This window comes from Kitasatospora xanthocidica, assembly GCF_014656195.1.
GTDB classification, from domain to species: domain Bacteria; phylum Actinomycetota; class Actinomycetes; order Streptomycetales; family Streptomycetaceae; genus Kitasatospora; species Kitasatospora xanthocidica.
This window is the reverse complement of sequence record NZ_BNBY01000001.1, coordinates 28,932-44,754: the sequence shown is the minus strand read 5'-3', so window position 1 is coordinate 44,754 and position 15,823 is coordinate 28,932. Positions and strand designations below refer to the sequence as shown.

Here is a 15,823-nt window from a genome sequence, read left to right as displayed (position 1 = left end):
GTGTGGGTTAGCCCTTTCGTACGGCACCGATCGTACCCCCGGTGGCCGGGCCGCCGTTCCGGTCAGACGGTGCCGGGGGACTTGCGGGTGGCCACGTTGATCCGGTTCCAGGCGTTGATGGTGAAGCAGACCGAGATCAGTTGCGCCAGCTCGGCCTCCTCGAAGTGCGCGGCGGCCCGGGCGTACACGGCGTCCGAGACCCCGCCGCCGATCCGGGCGATCTCCTCCGCGAGCGCCAGGGCGGCCCGCTCCCGCGCGCTGTACACCCCGGCCGGGGCCTCCTGCCAGACCGGCAGCAGGTAGATCCGCTCGTCGGTCTCGCCGGCCTTGCGGGCGTCCTTGGTGTGCATGTCCAGGCAGTACGCGCAGCCGTTCAGCTGGGAGGTGCGCATCTGCACGAGCTCGACCAGCGACGGGTCCACGCCCTCGCGGGCGGCCGCGTCCAGGGCGATCATCACGCGGAACACCTTCGGGACGGTGCGGGCGTAGTCGAGACGGGCGGGGGCTTCGGTGATCTCGTTCGTCGTCGTCATGACTTCGACCCTAGGGGCGCGGTGCACCCCTCTCAGGGGCCATTCGGGAGCGGGTTCCGTGGGTCAATCAAGGGGCTCGGCCGGTCGGAGCGGGGCCCCCGGCAACACGCCCGGGCGGGCTCGGCACGTCGCGTCCGGGCGCCGCGCGGCGGATACTGCGAGTACCGCCAACCGGGCCCGTGGGAGCCTCCGAACAAGAGTGAGGACGGATGCCATGCCGCAGGATCACGAGGACTACCTGATCGACGAGGCCGCCGAAGCCGTCGAGTCCGGGGAGTCGGGCGAGGAGACGCCCCAGTCCGACGAGTACGACGAGGTCGCCGAACGCCGGGCCCTCGGCGCCGACCCGGCCACCGACGTCGCGGACGCGGCGGAACAGGCCCGGGTGGTCCAGCTGGACGAGGACGAGTACCGGGAGTAGCCAGCCGCCCGCCGTGCCGTGGGCCGGTTCCTAGAGCGCCCGGCGGCGCTGCAGCCAGGCCATCGCCGCCCAGCCCGGCAGCACCGGCAGGATCAGCGTCAGCAGCCGGTACAGCGCCACCGCCGCCAGCGCCCCGCCCTTCTCCATCGACGCGGTCTGCTGCAGCAGCGCGATCAGCGCCCCGTCCACCGCGCCGGCCCCGCCCGGGGTCGGCGCCGCGCTGCCCGCCGCGTTGCCCACCAGGAACACCACCGCCACCGAGGCGAAGGACGGCTCCCGGCCGATCGCCCGGGCACAGCAGTACAGGCACGAGATCAGGCAGATCGACACCAGCAGCTGCCCGGTCACCCCGACCGCCAGCCGGGTCGGACTGCGCAGCAGGTCCAGCAGCCGCGGCAGCACCTCGGTCGTCAACGGCCGCAGCCGCGCCGCCAGCCACCGCCGCGCCACCGGGATCGCCGAGACCACCGCCAGCAGCGCCGCCGCCCCCGCCAGCCCGCCCACCACCGCGGGCAGCGCGTCCAGCTCGGAGCCGCCCGGCTGCAGGTCCAGCAGGTAGACGAACGCCCCCAGCTGCAGCAGGTGCAGCACCAGCCCGATCAGCGTCCCCACGCCCACGCTGGACAGCGCCTGCGCCGTCGGGATCCCGGCCCGCTGCAACAGCCGGGTGTTCAGCGCCACGCCGCCGACCCCGCCGGGCGACACCAGCTTCACGAACGACCCGGCCACCTGCGCCAGCACCGCGTTGCGGAAGTCCAGCCGCTCCGGCACGAAGCCGACGAACCCCATCGCGGCCGTCACGTGGCTCGTCGCCGCCGCGAACAGCGCCAGCAGCAGCCACCAGGGGTCGGCGTCCGCCAGGGCGGAGACCGGGTTGTCCTCCGCCGCGAACAGCTGCGGGATCAGCAGCCACCCGGCCACCACCCCGCCCACGACGGCCAGCAGCGTCCGCGGCCGCAACCGCTCCAGCCGCACCGGCCGCCCCACCACCTGCGGCCGCGCCCGCAGCACCTCGGCCCGGATCTCCTCCAGGAGGCCGACGGGGGCGGTGGGGGGTTCGGCGGTGCTCCCGGACCGGGGGCGTTCGCTGGTGCTGGTGCTGGTGCTGGTGCTGGTGCTGGTGCCGGTGCCGGGCGCGGGGACGGTGTCGGTGCGGGGCGCGGGGACGGTGGCGGCCGCCGGGTCGGCCGTGGCGGGGCGGGGGGCCGTTTTCGCGTGGAGCTTGAGGGCGCGACGGGTGGTGTGGGTGAGGGCGATGGGCTGGAGGAGCGGGAGGGCGGCACCCACCGGGTCGGGGCCGAGGACGGCCGTGGCGGTGCGGACGGAGCGGGCGGCGCCGGTGCGCAGCGCGAGGGTGGTGAGGAGCTGGGCGATGTCGCAGCGCAGCACGAGTTCGGTGGCGGCGATGTCGCCGTCGGCGAAGTCGACCAGGTGGACCGCGCCCGAGTCATCCACCAGGAGGGAGGAGGGGACGAGGGCGCGGTGGGCGATCTCGCGGCGCTGGAGGAGCGCGAGCTGGCCCCAGACGCCGGTGAGCAGCTCGTCGGTGATCTCCTCGTCGGCGAGCTGGTCCAGGGTGCGGCCCGGCAGCCGCTCGTACGCGATGAGCGCGGTGTCGTGGCCGAGGCCGACGGTGGCGGCGATGGCGCGGGTGCGGACACCGGCGGCCAGGGCCGCGTACGTGACCAGGGCCTCGTGCTCCAGCCCGGTGTGCGGGGAGCGCAGGACGCGCGGGTCGGGGGCGGTGCGCAGGCGCAGCCGGCGCCAGGCCCGCTGGACGGCGGCGGCGGTGACGGCCTGCCGGTCGAGGAGCTGGACGTCGAGTTCCGGCAGGCCGTCGGCCTGCCGGACCAGGTAGCGGTCGGGCCCGGCCGGGTGGGCGTCGACCGGGCGCAGGCCGCTGTCGCGCAGGGCGCGCAGGATCTCGCCGGCGCGCGGGCAGGGGTCGGGGGTGCCGACCGCGTACAGGGTGCCGTGGGCGCCGGTCCAGCCGATCAGCAGGCCGAGCAGCAGGGCGGTGGGGGTGGCGAAGCCGCCGGCGAGTCCGGCGAGGCCGGAGAGGGCGAGGACGGTCCAGGGCAGCCGGCGTTCGCGGCTGCCGGAGGCGGTCATGAAGGCGAGGACCGGGGCGAGGTAGCCGTAGACCGGTTCGGTGCGTCCGAGGACGTCGCCGGGCAGCGGCTGGGTGAGCGCGGTGATCAGCGAGTGCGGGGCGAGGCCGTCGCCCCACAGGTCCACGCCGAGGGTGGCGCCGTACGCGAGGACGGCGGCGAGCAGCCCGTCGGACACCTGCTGGAGGGCGCGCCGCCGGTCGGGGCCGAGCAGGCGGCGGACGGCGAGGCCCACCGGCAGCAGCAGGACCGCGGCGGTGGTCAGGCCGCCGGCCAGGCTCGCCAGCGGCCGCGGCACCAGGCCGGCGGCCTCGGCGACGTCGGCGGCGATGCCGCCGGTGGTGGCGCGGGCGTAGTCGGCGAGCAGCAGGGTGAGCGCGATGGCGAACAGGCCGCCGAGCAGCCGGATCAGTGCGACGGGCTGCCGGAGCCGCCCGGTGGCGGGCAGCGGGCGGGCCCGGAACCGGCCGAGGCCGGCCTGCCCGGGTATGCCGGTGCTACCGCTGGTGCTGCTGCCGGTCTCCGCCACCCTGCTGCCCGCAGAGCCGCCGTTCGTACCGCTACTGCCCGCCGGGCCGTTGTCCGCCATCCCCACCCCGTTGTCCGGCGCCCCCGCGCCGCCGTTCCGTCGCGCGGGCACACCGCCCGGGTCGCCCCCGACGGTGTCGCCGTTCGTACTCCCCGTCACGATCGCCACGGATGGCATGCTCCCATGCCGCCCCCGGACGCGGAGCCGGGACGCCGGGCCTCAGCGCCCCCGGGCCCTACGCCTGCCGGGTCGGCAGGATGACCAGGTGGCGCAGGTTGACGTGCCGGGGGCGGCTGACGGTGTAGGCGACGAGGTCGGCGACGTCCTCGGCGGTGAGGGCCGGGATGGCGGCGAACATGTCGCCGAGCTGCTCGCGGAGCACCGGGTTGTCGACGTGCCCGCTGAGCTCGGTGCCGGTCAGGCCGGGCTCGATCGCGCTGACCCGGACGTCGCGCGGGCCGAGCTCGCTGCGCAGGGCGGCGGACAGCTGGGTGAGCGCGGCCTTGGTGGCGCCGTACACGGCGTAGTCGGGGAAGACCACGTGCGAGGCGATCGAGGAGACGTTGACCAGGTCGGCGGTGCGGCCCTCGGCGGCGGCCGCGGTGAGGTCGGCGGTGAAGGCGCGGACGATCCGCAGGGCGCCGGTGAGGTTGGTGTCGACCATGCGGGTCCACTGGTCGATCCGGCCGTCGGCGAGCGGGTTGGGGAACATCACCCCGGCGTTGTTGACCACCAGGTCGACCGGCCCGTACGCGTCGTGGACGGCCTCGGCGGCGGCGTCCACGGAGGCCTGGTCGGTGATGTCGGTGGTGACGGCGAGCGCCCGGCCGCCCGCGGCGGCGATCTCGGCGGCGAGCGCGTCCAGCCGCTCGGTGCGGCGGGCGAGCAGGGCGACCCGGGTGCCCTGGGCGGCGAGGGCCCGGGCGGTGGCGGCGCCCATGCCGCTGGCGGCTCCGGTGACGACGGCGGTGCGGGTGGCGAGGGAGGCGAGGCTCATCGGGTGCTCCGGGGTGCGGTGGGTGGTCGGGCTGACGTCGACCACTCTGCGCGGGCCGCGACGACCGACCCAGGGCTGTGCTTTTCCCCGGAACGCCCGTCCTGGGAACGCCTTTCCCGGGACGGCCTTTCCTGGGAACGGCAGTACCACCCTCGGTCCGCCCGGCCCCGGTTAACCTGCCGGGCATGGAGAACACCCTGGGGGACTTCCTCCGCTCGCGCCGGGCCCGGATCCTGCCGGAGGAGGTGGGCCTGCCCTCGCACGGCCGCCGCCGGGTGCAGGGCCTGCGCCGGGAGGAGGTGGCGCAGCTCGCGGGCGTCAGCGTGGACTACTACGTCCGGCTGGAGCAGGGCCGGGGCGGCAGCGCCTCGGACGCGGTGCTGGACGCGGTGGCCCGGGTGCTGCGGCTGGACGCGGTGGAGGCGGCGCACCTGCGCTCGCTGGTGCGTCCGTCCAGGGCCCCGGCCGCCGGGACCACCGGCCGGGGCCGGGCACGGCAGCAGGTCCGGCCGGGGACGCGGCTGCTGCTGGACCTGATGACCGGGGTGCCGGCCTTCGTGCTGGGACGCCGGATGGACGTCCTGGCCTGGAACGCGCTGGGCGACGCGGTGAACGGTTTCTCCACGCGTACGGGTGGGGGATCAGCGGCCGGCGGCGGGGCCGGCGGCCCGGACGGCCCGCCCAACCAGGCCCGGCACGCCTTCCTCGACCCGGCGGCCCGGGACCACTACCGGCAGTGGGACGCCGTCGCCGCGGAGACCGTCTCCTACCTGCGGCGGGACGCCGGGCTGCACCCGGAGGACCCGGCGCTGAGCACCCTGGTGGGCGAACTGTCGGTGCGCAGCGAGGAGTTCCGCCGGCTCTGGGCGGACCACTGCGTCCGGGAGAAGACCCACGGCGTCAAGCTGGTCCGGCACCCGCTGGTCGGCGACCTCGACTTCGGCTACGAGACCCTCGGCGTCAACGGCTCGCCGGACCAGCTGCTGGTCGTCTACACCGCCCCGGTGGGCTCGCCGACGGCGCAGAAGCTGGCTCTGCTCGCGAGTTGGACGGCCTCGGGGGCGGCGTCCGAGGCGTCCGGGGTCTCCTGAGCCGCGGACGAGCTGCGGATGGGCTGCGGAACGAACCGCCGGGGGAGCCGCCGGAGGGGCTCCGGGCAGCCCGGCGTGAGCGGGCGGGACGGCCCGGGGCGGCATAGCCTGCACTCATGAGTGCCTGCGAAGACCTCGCTCTGGCCCCTCAGGACATCGAGCCCCGCCCGCCCGCCGACGGTTGCGCCGACTGCCTCGCGCAGGGCCGTCGGGACTGGGTGCACCTGCGGATCTGCCTGGACTGCGGCCACGTCGGATGCTGCGACTTCTCGCCGCAGCGGCACGCGACCGCGCACTTCCACAACTCCTCGCACCCGGTGATCCGCTCGTACGAGCCGGGGGAGGACTGGCGCTGGTGCTTCGTCCACGAGGTCATGGGCTGAGGGCGGTCACGGACCGGGGCGGACGGTCACGGGCCGAAGCGGGCGGTACGGGCCGAGGTGGACGCCGGCACCCGCTCTCCCCGGTGGCAGGGGAGTCCAACCCGGATAAAATCCGGACATAACGTTCGTGCGGCCCCTCCGGCCGACAGTCGTCCGGTCGGTGACCGCCGAAGGGAGGCCGACGATGACCAAGCGAACACCGGGCAGCACCGCCCAGCTCCGTCAGGGCACCCAGGAACTGCTGGAACGCCGCGGCATGGCGAGCCCGCCCAGCCGGATCGCGCCGAAGGTGCGCACCGGCGCGACGTCCTCCTCCGGCGCCGGGTACGGCGGCGAGGCGTTCCGGCACGGCGGACGCGACGCGCCGACCGCCTCCGCGCCCGCCGCTCCGGCGATGCACGCCGAGCTCAAGGGCCACCGGCACCGCGGCGCGGAGAAGCACTCCGCCCACTGAAGCCGCGTCCTGCGCGCGGTCGCGCCGGGGGCGGGCACCGGACCGACGGGGCCCGCCCCTGACGCATGATCAGGGTCGCTCTCGGGGCGTTCTCCGGGGCGCCGCGGGGGACTTCCCGGATGCCGCGGCCGGTCGTCCTCCCGAAGACTCTCTCCCATCCGAGCCGTCGCCGGGCCGTCGCCGAGCCGTCGTTGGAGAGAAGTCGCATGAACACCCGTGCGCGCACCAGCCGTTGGTCCACCCTCGTGGCGGCCGGTGCGCTGCTCGCCGCCGTCACGGTCGGTGCCGCGGCCCCGGCCCTGGCCGCCGACGCTTCCCCGGCCGTGTCGGCCTCCCCGGCCGGCGCGGCGGTCCGGCCCGGGCCGCTGGACCGGGAGGCGCTCGCGAAGACGCTCGACGCCCTGCCCGCCGACGTCACCGGTGCGCTGGTCCGGGTCGGCGGCCCGGGTGCGCGGTGGCGCGGCACCTCGGGCGAGGACGTCCCGGCGAACGCCCGGTTCCGGATCGGCAGCATCTCCAAGGTGTTCACGTCGACGGTGATGCTCCAGCTCGTCGCCGAGGGCCGGGCCGACCTGGACGGCACCGTCCAGCACTACCTGCCCGGGCTGCTGCCGGCCGGCTACCCGCCGGTCACCGTACGCCAGTTGCTCAATCACACCAGCGGTCTGCCCGGGGGCGGCGGGATGACCGCCGGGGACGGCAGCACGGCGTGGTTCGCCGCGCACCGGACGCAGTACTTCAGCCCCGAGCAGGTCGTCGCCGACATGCTCACCCAGCCGATGAACTTCGCGCCCGGCACCGCCCAGCAGTACAACGGCAACAACTACTTCGTCGCCGCGATGGTGATCGAGAAGGTCAGCGGCGACACCTTCACCGACCAGGTGCGCAAGCGCATCACCGGCCCGCTCGGCCTGCACACCACCTACGTCCCGGACGCCGACGACCTGACCATCCGCGGCCCGCACGCCTCCGGCTACGTGGACGTCCGCGCCGCCGACGGCAGCACCGACCGGGTGGACGTCACCGAGCAGAGCCCGTACCCGTGGGCCGAGGGCGGCATGATCTCCTCCGCCGCCGACCTGGAGCGCTTCTTCGACGCGCTCTACCGCGGCCGGCTGCTGCCGCCCGCCCAGCAGGCCGAGGTGTTCACCGTCCCGGACCTGCCGAACAGCCACAACAAGAACTGCGAGATCGGCCCGACCGCCGGCCACGCCTGCTACAGCACCGCCGGCCTGCTGCGCACCGTCCTGCCGAACGGCACCGAGGTCTGGGGCAAGAACGGCGCCCGCCCCGGCTACAGCAGCGGGGTGTTCGCCACCCGCGACCTCTCCCGCACCGTGGTCGTCGGGCTCAACCCGACCGGCATCTCGGGCGAGGAGTTCCCCACCCTGTGGAAGCTGGTGACCACCGGCTTCGGCTCCGGTCAGGTGTACGGGCAGCGGTGACGTCCCGCGGGCGGGCGGTTGTCGGTGCCCTGCGCTAGGTTCGTCCCGTCCGGCAGCGCAGGACGGGCCGGCCGGCGTAGGACGGCGCAGGACAGCACGACGCAGGACAGGGCACGGCGGAACGACGGGGGCGCACCATGACCGACGCGATCACGGAGGAGCCGGTCGAGCTCCAGCTGGAGCGGTACCGGACCGAACTCACCGGCTACTGCTACCGGATGCTCGGCTCGGTCTTCGAGGCCGAGGACGCGGTGCAGGAGACGATGGTCCGCGCCTGGCGCGGGCACCGGGGGTTCGAGGGCCGGTCCGCGCTGCGCTCCTGGCTGTACCGGATAGCCACCAACGTCTGCCTGGACGCGCTGAACGGCCGCAACGGCCGGGCCCGTCCGATGGACCTGGCCGGCCCGGTCACGGTGGCCACGGCGCACGGCACCCAGTTGCCCGAGGTCACGTGGATCGGCCCCGCCCCGGACGGCCGGGTGCTGCCCGAGACGGGGGACCCGGCCGAGGTGGCTGCCCAGCGCGAGTCGGTGAAACTCGCCTTCGTCGCCGTGCTCCAGCGGCTCGCGCCCCGGCAGCGGGCGGTGCTGATCCTGCGCGAGGTGCTCGGCTGGAAGGCCGCCGAGGCCGCCGAACTCCTCGGCGTCACGGTGGCCTCGGTCAACAGCGCGCTGCAGCGGGCCCGCGCGGTGCTGGCCGCGGACGCGTCGGCCGCCCGGCCGGCCCCCGCCCTGGACGAGGACCACCGCGCGCTGCTGGACCGCTACGTCCGCGCCTTCGAGGCGTACGACATGGACGGCCTCGCCGCGCTGCTGCACGAGGACGTCACCCTCAACATGCCGCCGTTCTCGATGTGGCTGCAGGGGCAGGAGGAGATCCGGGCCTGGATGCTGGGCCCGGGCCACGGCTGCCGCGGCTCGCGGCTGCTCCCGGTGACGGCCAACGGCGGGCCGGCCTTCGCCCAGTACCGGCCGAGCCCGGAGGGCGGGCACGAGCCGTGGGCGCTGATCGTGCCGGAGGTGTCAGCGGGCCGGATCACCGGGTTCACCAACTTCCTCGACACCGATGTGCTCTTCCCGCTGTTCGGCCTGCCGCCCCGGCTGGACGCCGGGCAGCCCGGCTAGGCGTGGAGGTTCGGCGAGTTCGGGGAGTTCGGCGAGTTCGAGGAGTTCGGGCGGTTCGGGTGGGCCCGGCAGCAGTGCCGCGAGCCCGCTGAACGCGAGCAGTTCGCGCAGCGGGCCGCTCGCGTTCAGCAGGACCACGCCCACCCCGTGCCGGGCGGCGGCGAGCCGCAGCCGGGCGAGCGCGTCGACGACGGTCAGGTCGGGCGCGGTCAGTGCGCCCAGGTCGCAGCTCAGGACGGGCGCGCCCGAAAGGCTTCGCGGGGTGGCCCCGTTGGTGGTGTTCGCGGTGGTGTTCGCGGTGGTGTTCGCGGTGCTCTCCATGCGGGTTGGACCGTCGCGGCGGCACCGACTCATCGGTCCGGCGTGGATCGCGGTGGCAGAGTGGGCCCGTCGCACCCACCCGACCCAGGAGGAGCACCATGACGGCTGAGCCCTTGAAGCCCCGTGAGGAATGGCTGGCCTCGCTGCCCCGGATCTACGCGGCGGCGGGCGGCCTGCTGCGGGACGAGTCCGGCCGGATCCTGATCGTGAAGGCCGGGTACCGCGAGCACTGGCAGTTCCCCGGCGGCACGATCGACCTCGGTGAGGGCCCGGTCGAGTGCGCGAAGCGGGAGTTGGAGGAGGAGACCGGCATCGTCCGGGAGACCGGTGCGCTGCTGGCCATCTCCTGGACCCACCCCTCGGGCGAACTCGACCACCCCGCCGAGCACCTGATGTTCGACTTCGGCACCGTCCCGGACGGCACCCCCGTGACCGTCCCGGCCGGTGAGCTCGACGACCACCGCTGGGTGCCCGTCGAGGAGGCGCTCGAACTCCTCGGCCCGGCCCGTTCGGCCCGGCTGCGGGCGGCGCTGGAGGCGGCCGAGGACGGCCGGGTGCGGATCGTCACCACCCACATCTCCGGCTTTTAGGGCGTGCCTGTCAGACGCGCCTCAGCGACGAGTGCCGCGCCCCGGACGGTGGTTCCGCCCGGAGCGCGGCGTCGGGTCCTCAACCCTGCTGCTCGGACTCGGCGTTCCGGGCGGCGATGATGGCGGCGATGGCCTCCGAGACGAAGGTCTCCGCCTCGGCCTTGTCCACCTTCAGGCCGGTGAGGATGCCCTGGCCGTTCTCCTGCTCCAGCAGGGCGAGCAGGATGTGCTCGGTGCCGACGTAGTTGTGCCCGAGCTTGAGCGCCTCGCGGAAGGTCAGCTCCACCACCTTCTTGCACCGGGCGTCGTACGGGATCAGCGTGGGCAGCTCGTCGACGGAGTCCGGTAGTACGGCGGTGGCCGCCGCGCGCAGGGCCTCCGGGGCGACGCCCTGGGCGGCGAGTGCCTTCACCCCGATGCCCTCGGGCTGGGCGAGCAGGCCGAGCAGCAGGTGCTCGGTGGTGATCTCGGCGTTGCCGGCCTTCCGGGCCTCCTCCTGGGAGGCCACCATGACCTTCCGGGCGCGCGGGGTGAACCGGCTGAAACCCTGGCTGGGGTCGAGGTCGTTCGGGGTGGCCGGGTCCTTGGGGACGAAGCGCTTCTGGGCGGCCTGCTTGCTGACGCCCATGCTGCGGCCGATGTCGGTCCAGGAGGCGCCGGAGCGGCGGGCCTGGTCGACGAAGTGGCCGATCAGGTGGTCGGCGAGGTCTCCGAGGTGGTCGGCGGCGATGACCGCGTCGGAGAGCTGGTCGAGCGCGTCGGGGTGGACCTTCTTGATCGCGGCGATCAGGTCGTCGAGGCGCAGCGGAGTGGTGTTGGGAACAACGGGATTCTCCATGCGTCAACCGTAGGTTGTCGACCCGAGGGCCGTCAACCATCGGTTGACGATTGTCGTGGGGAGTCGGAGGGGGTGTTCCGTCCCCGCCGGGAGGGCCGCCCTACCCGGCGGGCAGCAGCCGGCCGCGGACGGCGGCGATCAGGTCGGGGGTGACGCCCGCCGCGAGCAGGTAGCCGGCCGGGTCGAGCCCGTCGAGCGCGGTCGCAAGGGCGGCCTCGGCGGTGGTCCCGGCCTCGGCGAGCACCGCGTCGATCCGGCGGTACGGGTCCGGCAGGCCCAGCATTCCGTACAGCGGGCGGACGTTGGGGCCGCTCAGCAGGTAGTCCTCGGCGATCGCGGCCCGGTCGACCCCGGCCAGGGCGAGCAGCAGCAGGGCGGCGAGGCCGGTGCGGTCACGGCCGGCGCCGCAGTGCACGACCACGCCGCCGGGGCGGGCGCCGGCGATCGCGGCGATCAGCGCGGCGGCGGCGTGCGGGCAGTGGTCCAGGTACGGGCGGAGCGCGAGCGGGGTGCCGTCCAGTTGGCCGTGGGCCTCCCACCAGGCCGGGCCGGCGAGTTCGTCCAGCGGGACCCGGATCAGGTCGATGCCGTCGGGGAGCGGGAGGAGCGGCTTGTACTCCTCGACGTCGCGCAGGTCGACCACGGTGCGGACACCGTGGTCGAGGAGGGCGTCCCAGCCCTCGGCGGTGAGGCGGTCCAGGTTGTCCGCCCGGACTATCGCGCCGCGGGCGGTGAGCCGGCCGGAGGCGGTGGGCAGCCCGCCCAGGTCGCGGACGTTCAGGCAGCCGTCCCAGACGAGGGTGCGGTCCTCGGTGGTGGTCGGCGCGTCCGTGGTCCCGTTCATGGGGCTCCCCGTTTCCTCGTCGGGGGTCCCGTTACCCCCTCGTTATGTAAGGACTCCCGGGGGATCCGTATGGTTCCTGGCCGTTCGAGTGCCGGGAACCGGGCGTTCAGATGCCGTCCGGGCTCATCCGGGGTGGTGCGGGGCGGTGCGCGGGTGGTGCGGGGTGGTGCGGGGCGGTGCGGCCGGGCGGTGCTCAGGCGGCGGTCGGGGCCCCGGCCTCGACGGTGACCAGCTTCTCCATCGGGTCGGCGGCGATGTGGCCGAGCACCGAGCCGGCCACGATCGCGGCGATCAGGAACACGGTGGACAGCCAGGCCATGGTCGACACCGGCAGGGTGAAGGCGCCGACCACCCGGGCCGCGCACTCGGTCAGCAGCGCGGTGCCCCAGATGCCCGAGAACACCCGCTCGTGGCGGCGGAAGGAGCGCGACCCGGCCGCCAGGCCCCCGGCCAGCCGCTCCCAGGCGGCGGCGCGGTCCCGCTTGCCCTTGGTGAGGAAGGGCATCAGCATCGGGCTCATCACCGGCCGGCCGATCAGCGCGGAGACCAGGATCGCGAGGGCCACGGTGCCGCTCAGGCCGCCGTCCTTGGCGATCATCATCCGGGCGTCGCCGGTGACGAAGGTCAGCGCCAGGCCTGCCAGGTTGACGGTCAGCATCAGCGCGGCCCACAGGTTGAGCCGGCGCTCGCGCAGCAGGCCGAGGACGGTCCGGGCGGCCGGGAAGGCGCTGGACCAGGCCAGTGCGGCGAACTCGCTCAGACCGCAGGCCGAGTGCAGCAGGTAGTAGCCGGCCAGCGGGGCGGCCACGTCGAGGGCGAGCGGGCGGAGGCCGGAGACCAGCGGGTTGGGGGCCTCGGCGTGGGCGGCGCCGTCGGCGGCGGCCGGCGCGGGCGCGGCGACGGTGGCGGTGACGGTGACGGCGGCGGCGCTGACGGTCTGGCTCACGGTGGGTTCCTCCCCGGCTGGTGGCCGCGGGCTGCTGCCCGCGTCGTGCCTCCAGTCTTTCCGTCCGACCCTCCGTCAGAGCAGTGCCGTCCGTTGCGGGATCCGCGTGACAGTTGTCATGGTGCGCACCGTAACACCGCCGCCGACCTGCGAATTCCCTAGTCCCCGTCGGGGAAGGTCCACAGTGCACGTCCCAGGGTGTCGAGGCAGCGGACGGTGCCGAAGCGCTCGTCGCCGGCGGACAGGAAGCCGTCCGCGACCCCGGCCAGGACGATCCGGGCGACGGCGTCGCCCCGGGTCCAGGCGCCGGTCAGCTCCAGCGCCTTGTCGGCCAGCTCGGCGCGCTGCACCCGGGCCACCGCGGCGGTCAGCAGCGCGGCGTTGACGTCCGCCAGCTCGGCGGGGGAGAGGTAGGTCTCGCCGGTGGGCGCGCGGTCGGACTCGGCCCGGCGCCGCAGCTCCGGCAGGCCGTAGTGGCGGACGGCGGCGACGGCGTCGTCCAGCGGGAGCTGCCAGCGCCGCCCGGGCAGCACCTCCCACCAGACGTCCTCGCCGACCGGCAGCACCTCGCCGATCCGGGCCCGCCAGATCTCGACGCCGTGGCGGACCCGCGGGTCGGGCCGGTGGCCGGGCAGTCCGGCGACGGCCCAGTCGGTGCGGCGGACCAGGCTGAGGCCGAAGGTGAACGGCACCCGGTCGGCGGCCGGGCGCTCGACCAGGCCGACCAGCACCCAGTGGGTGTCGTCCGGCAGGCTGAAGGTCCGGCGCCACCCGGTGAGGCCCAGGGCGCGCAGCGCGGGGGCGAGGTGTTCGCGCAGCCCCCTGGCGTGGAGCTCGTGGGCGGTCGTCATCGCTGGTCCTCGTCGGTCCTCGCCGGTCGTGCCGGCCGGTGGGGTCGGGCGTGTTCTCGGTGGCCCGCCGGTGGCCGCAGCGCAGCCCGGCACGTCGGCACGGTCGGCACGGTGGTGCGGGCGGGGTCGGCGGGGGCGTGGGGCCGACGGCGAGGTGCGCGGTCGGGCGGCCGGGCGGGCCGGTGCCGCCCCGGTCTCCGGGCGCGCGGCGGCGGCCCGGACTGATTCGTCTACGGACAACGTAGGCGGGGCAGGCCGCTCGGGGCTGCGGGCGAACGGCAGCAACGCGCGGGACCTTGGCCCCGGGTGGGCCGGTCCCTTCGGCCGGATCCGACGTGGTCCCCCGAATGGCGCATCATGTGGCGGGTGCAGAGTGCAGAGCGCCCCGGAGCGGGCACCGGCAGCCACGTCGGCCGGTCCGGACCAGTACCGACCACCGGCCCACCACCGGGGCCGGCCGCCGCTCCCGCCGATCTGAGCGAGGCGGTGCTCGCCGCGCAGGGCGGGGACGAGGAGGCGTTCCGGCTGCTGTTCCGGACCGTCCAGCCGGGCCTGCTGCGGTACCTGCGGGTGCTGGTCGGCGGCCGGCCGGAGGACATGCAGGACGCCGAGGACATCGCCTCGGAGACCTGGTTGCAGATCGCCCGCGACCTGCGCGGCTTCTCCGGCGACGGGGACGGCTTCCGCGGCTGGGCCGCCACCATCGCCCGCCACCGGGCGCTGGACCACCTGCGGTCCCGCCGCCGCCGTCCGGTCGCGGACCTGCCCTTCGAGTACCTCGTCGAACTGGCGGCCGGGGACGACACCGCCCGCGCCGCGCTGACCACGGTCGGCACCGCCGACGCGCTGGCACTGATCTCCAGACTGCCGCGCGACCAGGCCGAGGCGGTGCTGCTGCGGGTGGTCATGGAGCTGGACGCGGAGAGCGCCGCCCAGGTGCTGGGCAAGCGGGCCGGCAGCGTCCGGATGGCCGCCCACCGGGGGCTGCGGCGGCTGGCCAAGCTGCTGGAGCAGCCCTTCGCCGCGGGCGTCGGGATCCCGGCCGCGCGTCCGGCCGACGCTTCGGGCGGACCCCGGAACGGCGCGACGGGCGGTGCACCGGGCAGCGCACCGGCCGGGGCTGCGAGCGGTCCGACCGCCGCCGGAGGGAGCGCGGGCAAGGCCTCCGGGCAACCCGCGGGGAAACCCGCGAAAAAAAGTTCTCCGCAGGGTGTGACAGAACACCGGGCCGCGACGCTGAAGGACATGAGATGAGCACCAACCGATCCCGTCGGATCGACCGTGATGCCGCCGAGCAGCTGCTCGGCGGTGCCGTGGCCGCCCCGTCGGCCGGGCAGGACGCCTCGCTCACCGGACCGGACGGCGGTCCCGGGCAGCTCGCCCGGGTGCTCGCCGCGGCCGCCGCTCCCGCGACGGCCGGCGAACTGGCCGGGGAGGAGGCCGCCCTGGCCGCGTTCCGGGAGGCGAGTCTCACGCCCGACCCCGTAGTGACCCCAATCCGGAGACGATCGATGGCAACCGCCGCGCTGGCCAGGGCCTTCAGCACGAAGGCCGCTGCCGCCGTGCTCGGAGCCACCGCGCTGTGCGGGGTCGCGGTCGCGGCCGGCACCGGGAACCTGTCGTCGCTGGGCGGCGGCCCCTCCGAGCCCGAGCGCCCGCTCGCGGCCCAGGGCGGCGCCATCGGCACCTCGCCGGGCGCGCCGGGCCACGGCTCGGCCGCGGCCGGCGTCCCGTTCGCCCCGGCGTCCGGCTCCGCCCGGCCGTCCGACGGTGCCTCCACCGGTCCGCGGACGGCTCCCCCGACCGGCACCGCGACCCCCGGCACCCCGTCGGCCGAGGGTCGCGGCGACCGCTCGACCGTCCCGCCCGCGTTGCTCGGCCTCTGCCGCGGCTTCGCCGACCGTACGGCCAAGGGCGAGCGCCCGGGCCGACTGGTCACCGAACCGCTCTACGGCCCGCTGGTGACGGCGGCCGAGGGCGCGGACCGGGTGGCGGACTACTGCGCCGAGGCCATCGGCGAGGCGGACGACGACCACCAGGGCACCACCGCCAAGCCGCGCGACCCCGCCCACACCGGCGCCACGTCCGGCACCTCTTCCGGCACCGGGTCCGGCAAGGGGAACACCGACGGCGGCAAGAGCGGCGGCGGCAACGGCGGCGGCGAGGACACCGGCGGCAGCGGCACCCGGCCCGGCAAGACCGGAACGACGGTGCCGACCCTGCCCGCGGCGCCCACCGTGCCGGAGGTCCGGCCGAGCAAACCCGACCGCTCCGGGAACGAACAGTCATCCGTGAGGTGACCCCCAGGACTCCGGGTGGGCGGCGAGCGACTCCCCCCGGGCTCA

The 15,823-nt window shown here is 75.4% G+C and carries 17 protein-coding genes; 9 read left to right on the top strand and 8 right to left on the bottom strand.

What is annotated here, in order from left to right:
* Positions 1 to 62: 62 nt before the first annotated feature.
* A complete protein-coding gene (locus IE332_RS00215; RefSeq protein WP_189912982.1) occupies positions 63 to 533 on the bottom strand; it encodes a carboxymuconolactone decarboxylase family protein in 471 nt (156 codons plus the stop codon).
* 214 nt (positions 534 to 747) lie between these two features.
* Here IE332_RS00215 and IE332_RS00210 point away from each other — a divergent pair, with 214 nt between their 5' ends.
* The gene (locus IE332_RS00210) at positions 748 to 954 is read left to right on the top strand and encodes a hypothetical protein (RefSeq protein WP_189912981.1); all 207 of its coding nucleotides are present in this window, start codon (positions 748 to 750) and stop codon (positions 952 to 954) included.
* Between the two features lie 30 nt (positions 955 to 984).
* On the opposite strand, the gene IE332_RS00205 is transcribed toward IE332_RS00210, so the two are convergent.
* A complete protein-coding gene (locus IE332_RS00205; protein ID WP_189912980.1) occupies positions 985 to 3,762 on the bottom strand; it encodes a lysylphosphatidylglycerol synthase transmembrane domain-containing protein in 2,778 nt (925 codons plus the stop codon).
* Between the two features lie 67 nt (positions 3,763 to 3,829).
* Positions 3,830 to 4,591, bottom strand: a complete 762-nt coding sequence (locus tag IE332_RS00200; protein ID WP_189912979.1) for an SDR family oxidoreductase — start codon at positions 4,589 to 4,591, stop codon at positions 3,830 to 3,832.
* Between the two features lie 185 nt (positions 4,592 to 4,776).
* Between IE332_RS00200 and IE332_RS00195 the strand changes: the two genes are divergently transcribed.
* The 5 genes from IE332_RS00195 (at position 4,777) to IE332_RS00175 (ending at position 9,088) form a co-directional block, all read left to right on the top strand.
* Positions 4,777 to 5,682, top strand: coding sequence for a helix-turn-helix transcriptional regulator (locus IE332_RS00195; protein WP_189912978.1), 906 nt, complete (start codon positions 4,777 to 4,779; stop codon positions 5,680 to 5,682).
* A gap of 116 nt (positions 5,683 to 5,798) precedes the next feature.
* A complete protein-coding gene (locus IE332_RS00190) occupies positions 5,799 to 6,065 on the top strand; it encodes a UBP-type zinc finger domain-containing protein (RefSeq protein ID WP_189912977.1) in 267 nt (88 codons plus the stop codon).
* Positions 6,066 to 6,249: 184 nt separating this feature from the next.
* Entirely contained in the window at positions 6,250 to 6,519 is a 270-nt protein-coding gene (locus IE332_RS00185) for a hypothetical protein (protein ID WP_189912976.1), read from the top strand.
* Positions 6,520 to 6,725: 206 nt separating this feature from the next.
* Positions 6,726 to 7,964 (top strand): serine hydrolase domain-containing protein, encoded by a 1,239-nt coding sequence (locus tag IE332_RS00180; protein WP_189912975.1) that lies wholly within the window; start codon positions 6,726 to 6,728, stop codon positions 7,962 to 7,964.
* A 137-nt stretch (positions 7,965 to 8,101) separates the two neighbouring features.
* On the top strand, positions 8,102 to 9,088 hold the full coding sequence (locus IE332_RS00175) for a sigma-70 family RNA polymerase sigma factor (RefSeq protein WP_189912974.1): 987 nt from the start codon (positions 8,102 to 8,104) through the stop codon (positions 9,086 to 9,088).
* On the opposite strand, the gene IE332_RS00170 is transcribed toward IE332_RS00175, so the two are convergent.
* Positions 8,987 to 9,409: an STAS domain-containing protein gene (locus IE332_RS00170; RefSeq protein WP_189912973.1), complete on the bottom strand. Its 423-nt coding sequence runs from the start codon at positions 9,407 to 9,409 to the stop codon at positions 8,987 to 8,989. The two genes, IE332_RS00175 and IE332_RS00170, sit on opposite strands and share 102 nt — an antisense overlap.
* Before the next feature lie 98 nt (positions 9,410 to 9,507).
* Here IE332_RS00170 and IE332_RS00165 point away from each other — a divergent pair, with 98 nt between their 5' ends.
* On the top strand, positions 9,508 to 9,999 hold the full coding sequence (locus IE332_RS00165) for an NUDIX domain-containing protein (RefSeq protein WP_189912972.1): 492 nt from the start codon (positions 9,508 to 9,510) through the stop codon (positions 9,997 to 9,999).
* 79 nt (positions 10,000 to 10,078) lie between these two features.
* Here IE332_RS00165 and IE332_RS00160 read toward each other — a convergent pair whose 3' ends face one another.
* The 4 genes from IE332_RS00160 to IE332_RS00145 form a co-directional block, all read right to left on the bottom strand.
* The gene (locus IE332_RS00160; protein WP_189912971.1) at positions 10,079 to 10,837 is read right to left on the bottom strand and encodes a Clp protease N-terminal domain-containing protein; all 759 of its coding nucleotides are present in this window, start codon (positions 10,835 to 10,837) and stop codon (positions 10,079 to 10,081) included.
* A 100-nt stretch (positions 10,838 to 10,937) separates the two neighbouring features.
* Positions 10,938 to 11,681 (bottom strand): tyrosine-protein phosphatase, encoded by a 744-nt coding sequence (locus IE332_RS00155; protein WP_189912970.1) that lies wholly within the window; start codon positions 11,679 to 11,681, stop codon positions 10,938 to 10,940.
* 193 nt (positions 11,682 to 11,874) lie between these two features.
* Complete coding sequence (locus tag IE332_RS00150) at positions 11,875 to 12,627, bottom strand: VC0807 family protein (RefSeq protein ID WP_229928179.1); 753 nt, start codon at positions 12,625 to 12,627, stop codon at positions 11,875 to 11,877.
* Positions 12,628 to 12,785: 158 nt separating this feature from the next.
* Positions 12,786 to 13,478 carry a hypothetical protein gene (locus IE332_RS00145; protein WP_189912969.1) on the bottom strand — a complete coding sequence of 231 codons (693 nt, stop codon included), beginning with the start codon at positions 13,476 to 13,478 and terminating at the stop codon, positions 12,786 to 12,788.
* Between the two features lie 366 nt (positions 13,479 to 13,844).
* Between IE332_RS00145 and IE332_RS00140 the strand changes: the two genes are divergently transcribed.
* Entirely contained in the window at positions 13,845 to 14,732 is an 888-nt protein-coding gene (locus tag IE332_RS00140; RefSeq protein ID WP_373313657.1) for an RNA polymerase sigma factor, read from the top strand.
* Positions 14,729 to 15,778 carry a TrbL/VirB6 family protein gene (locus IE332_RS00135; protein ID WP_189912967.1) on the top strand — a complete coding sequence of 350 codons (1,050 nt, stop codon included), beginning with the start codon at positions 14,729 to 14,731 and terminating at the stop codon, positions 15,776 to 15,778. The genes IE332_RS00140 and IE332_RS00135 overlap by 4 nt, the downstream gene beginning before the upstream one ends.
* The last annotated feature ends 45 nt before the right edge of the window (positions 15,779 to 15,823 follow it).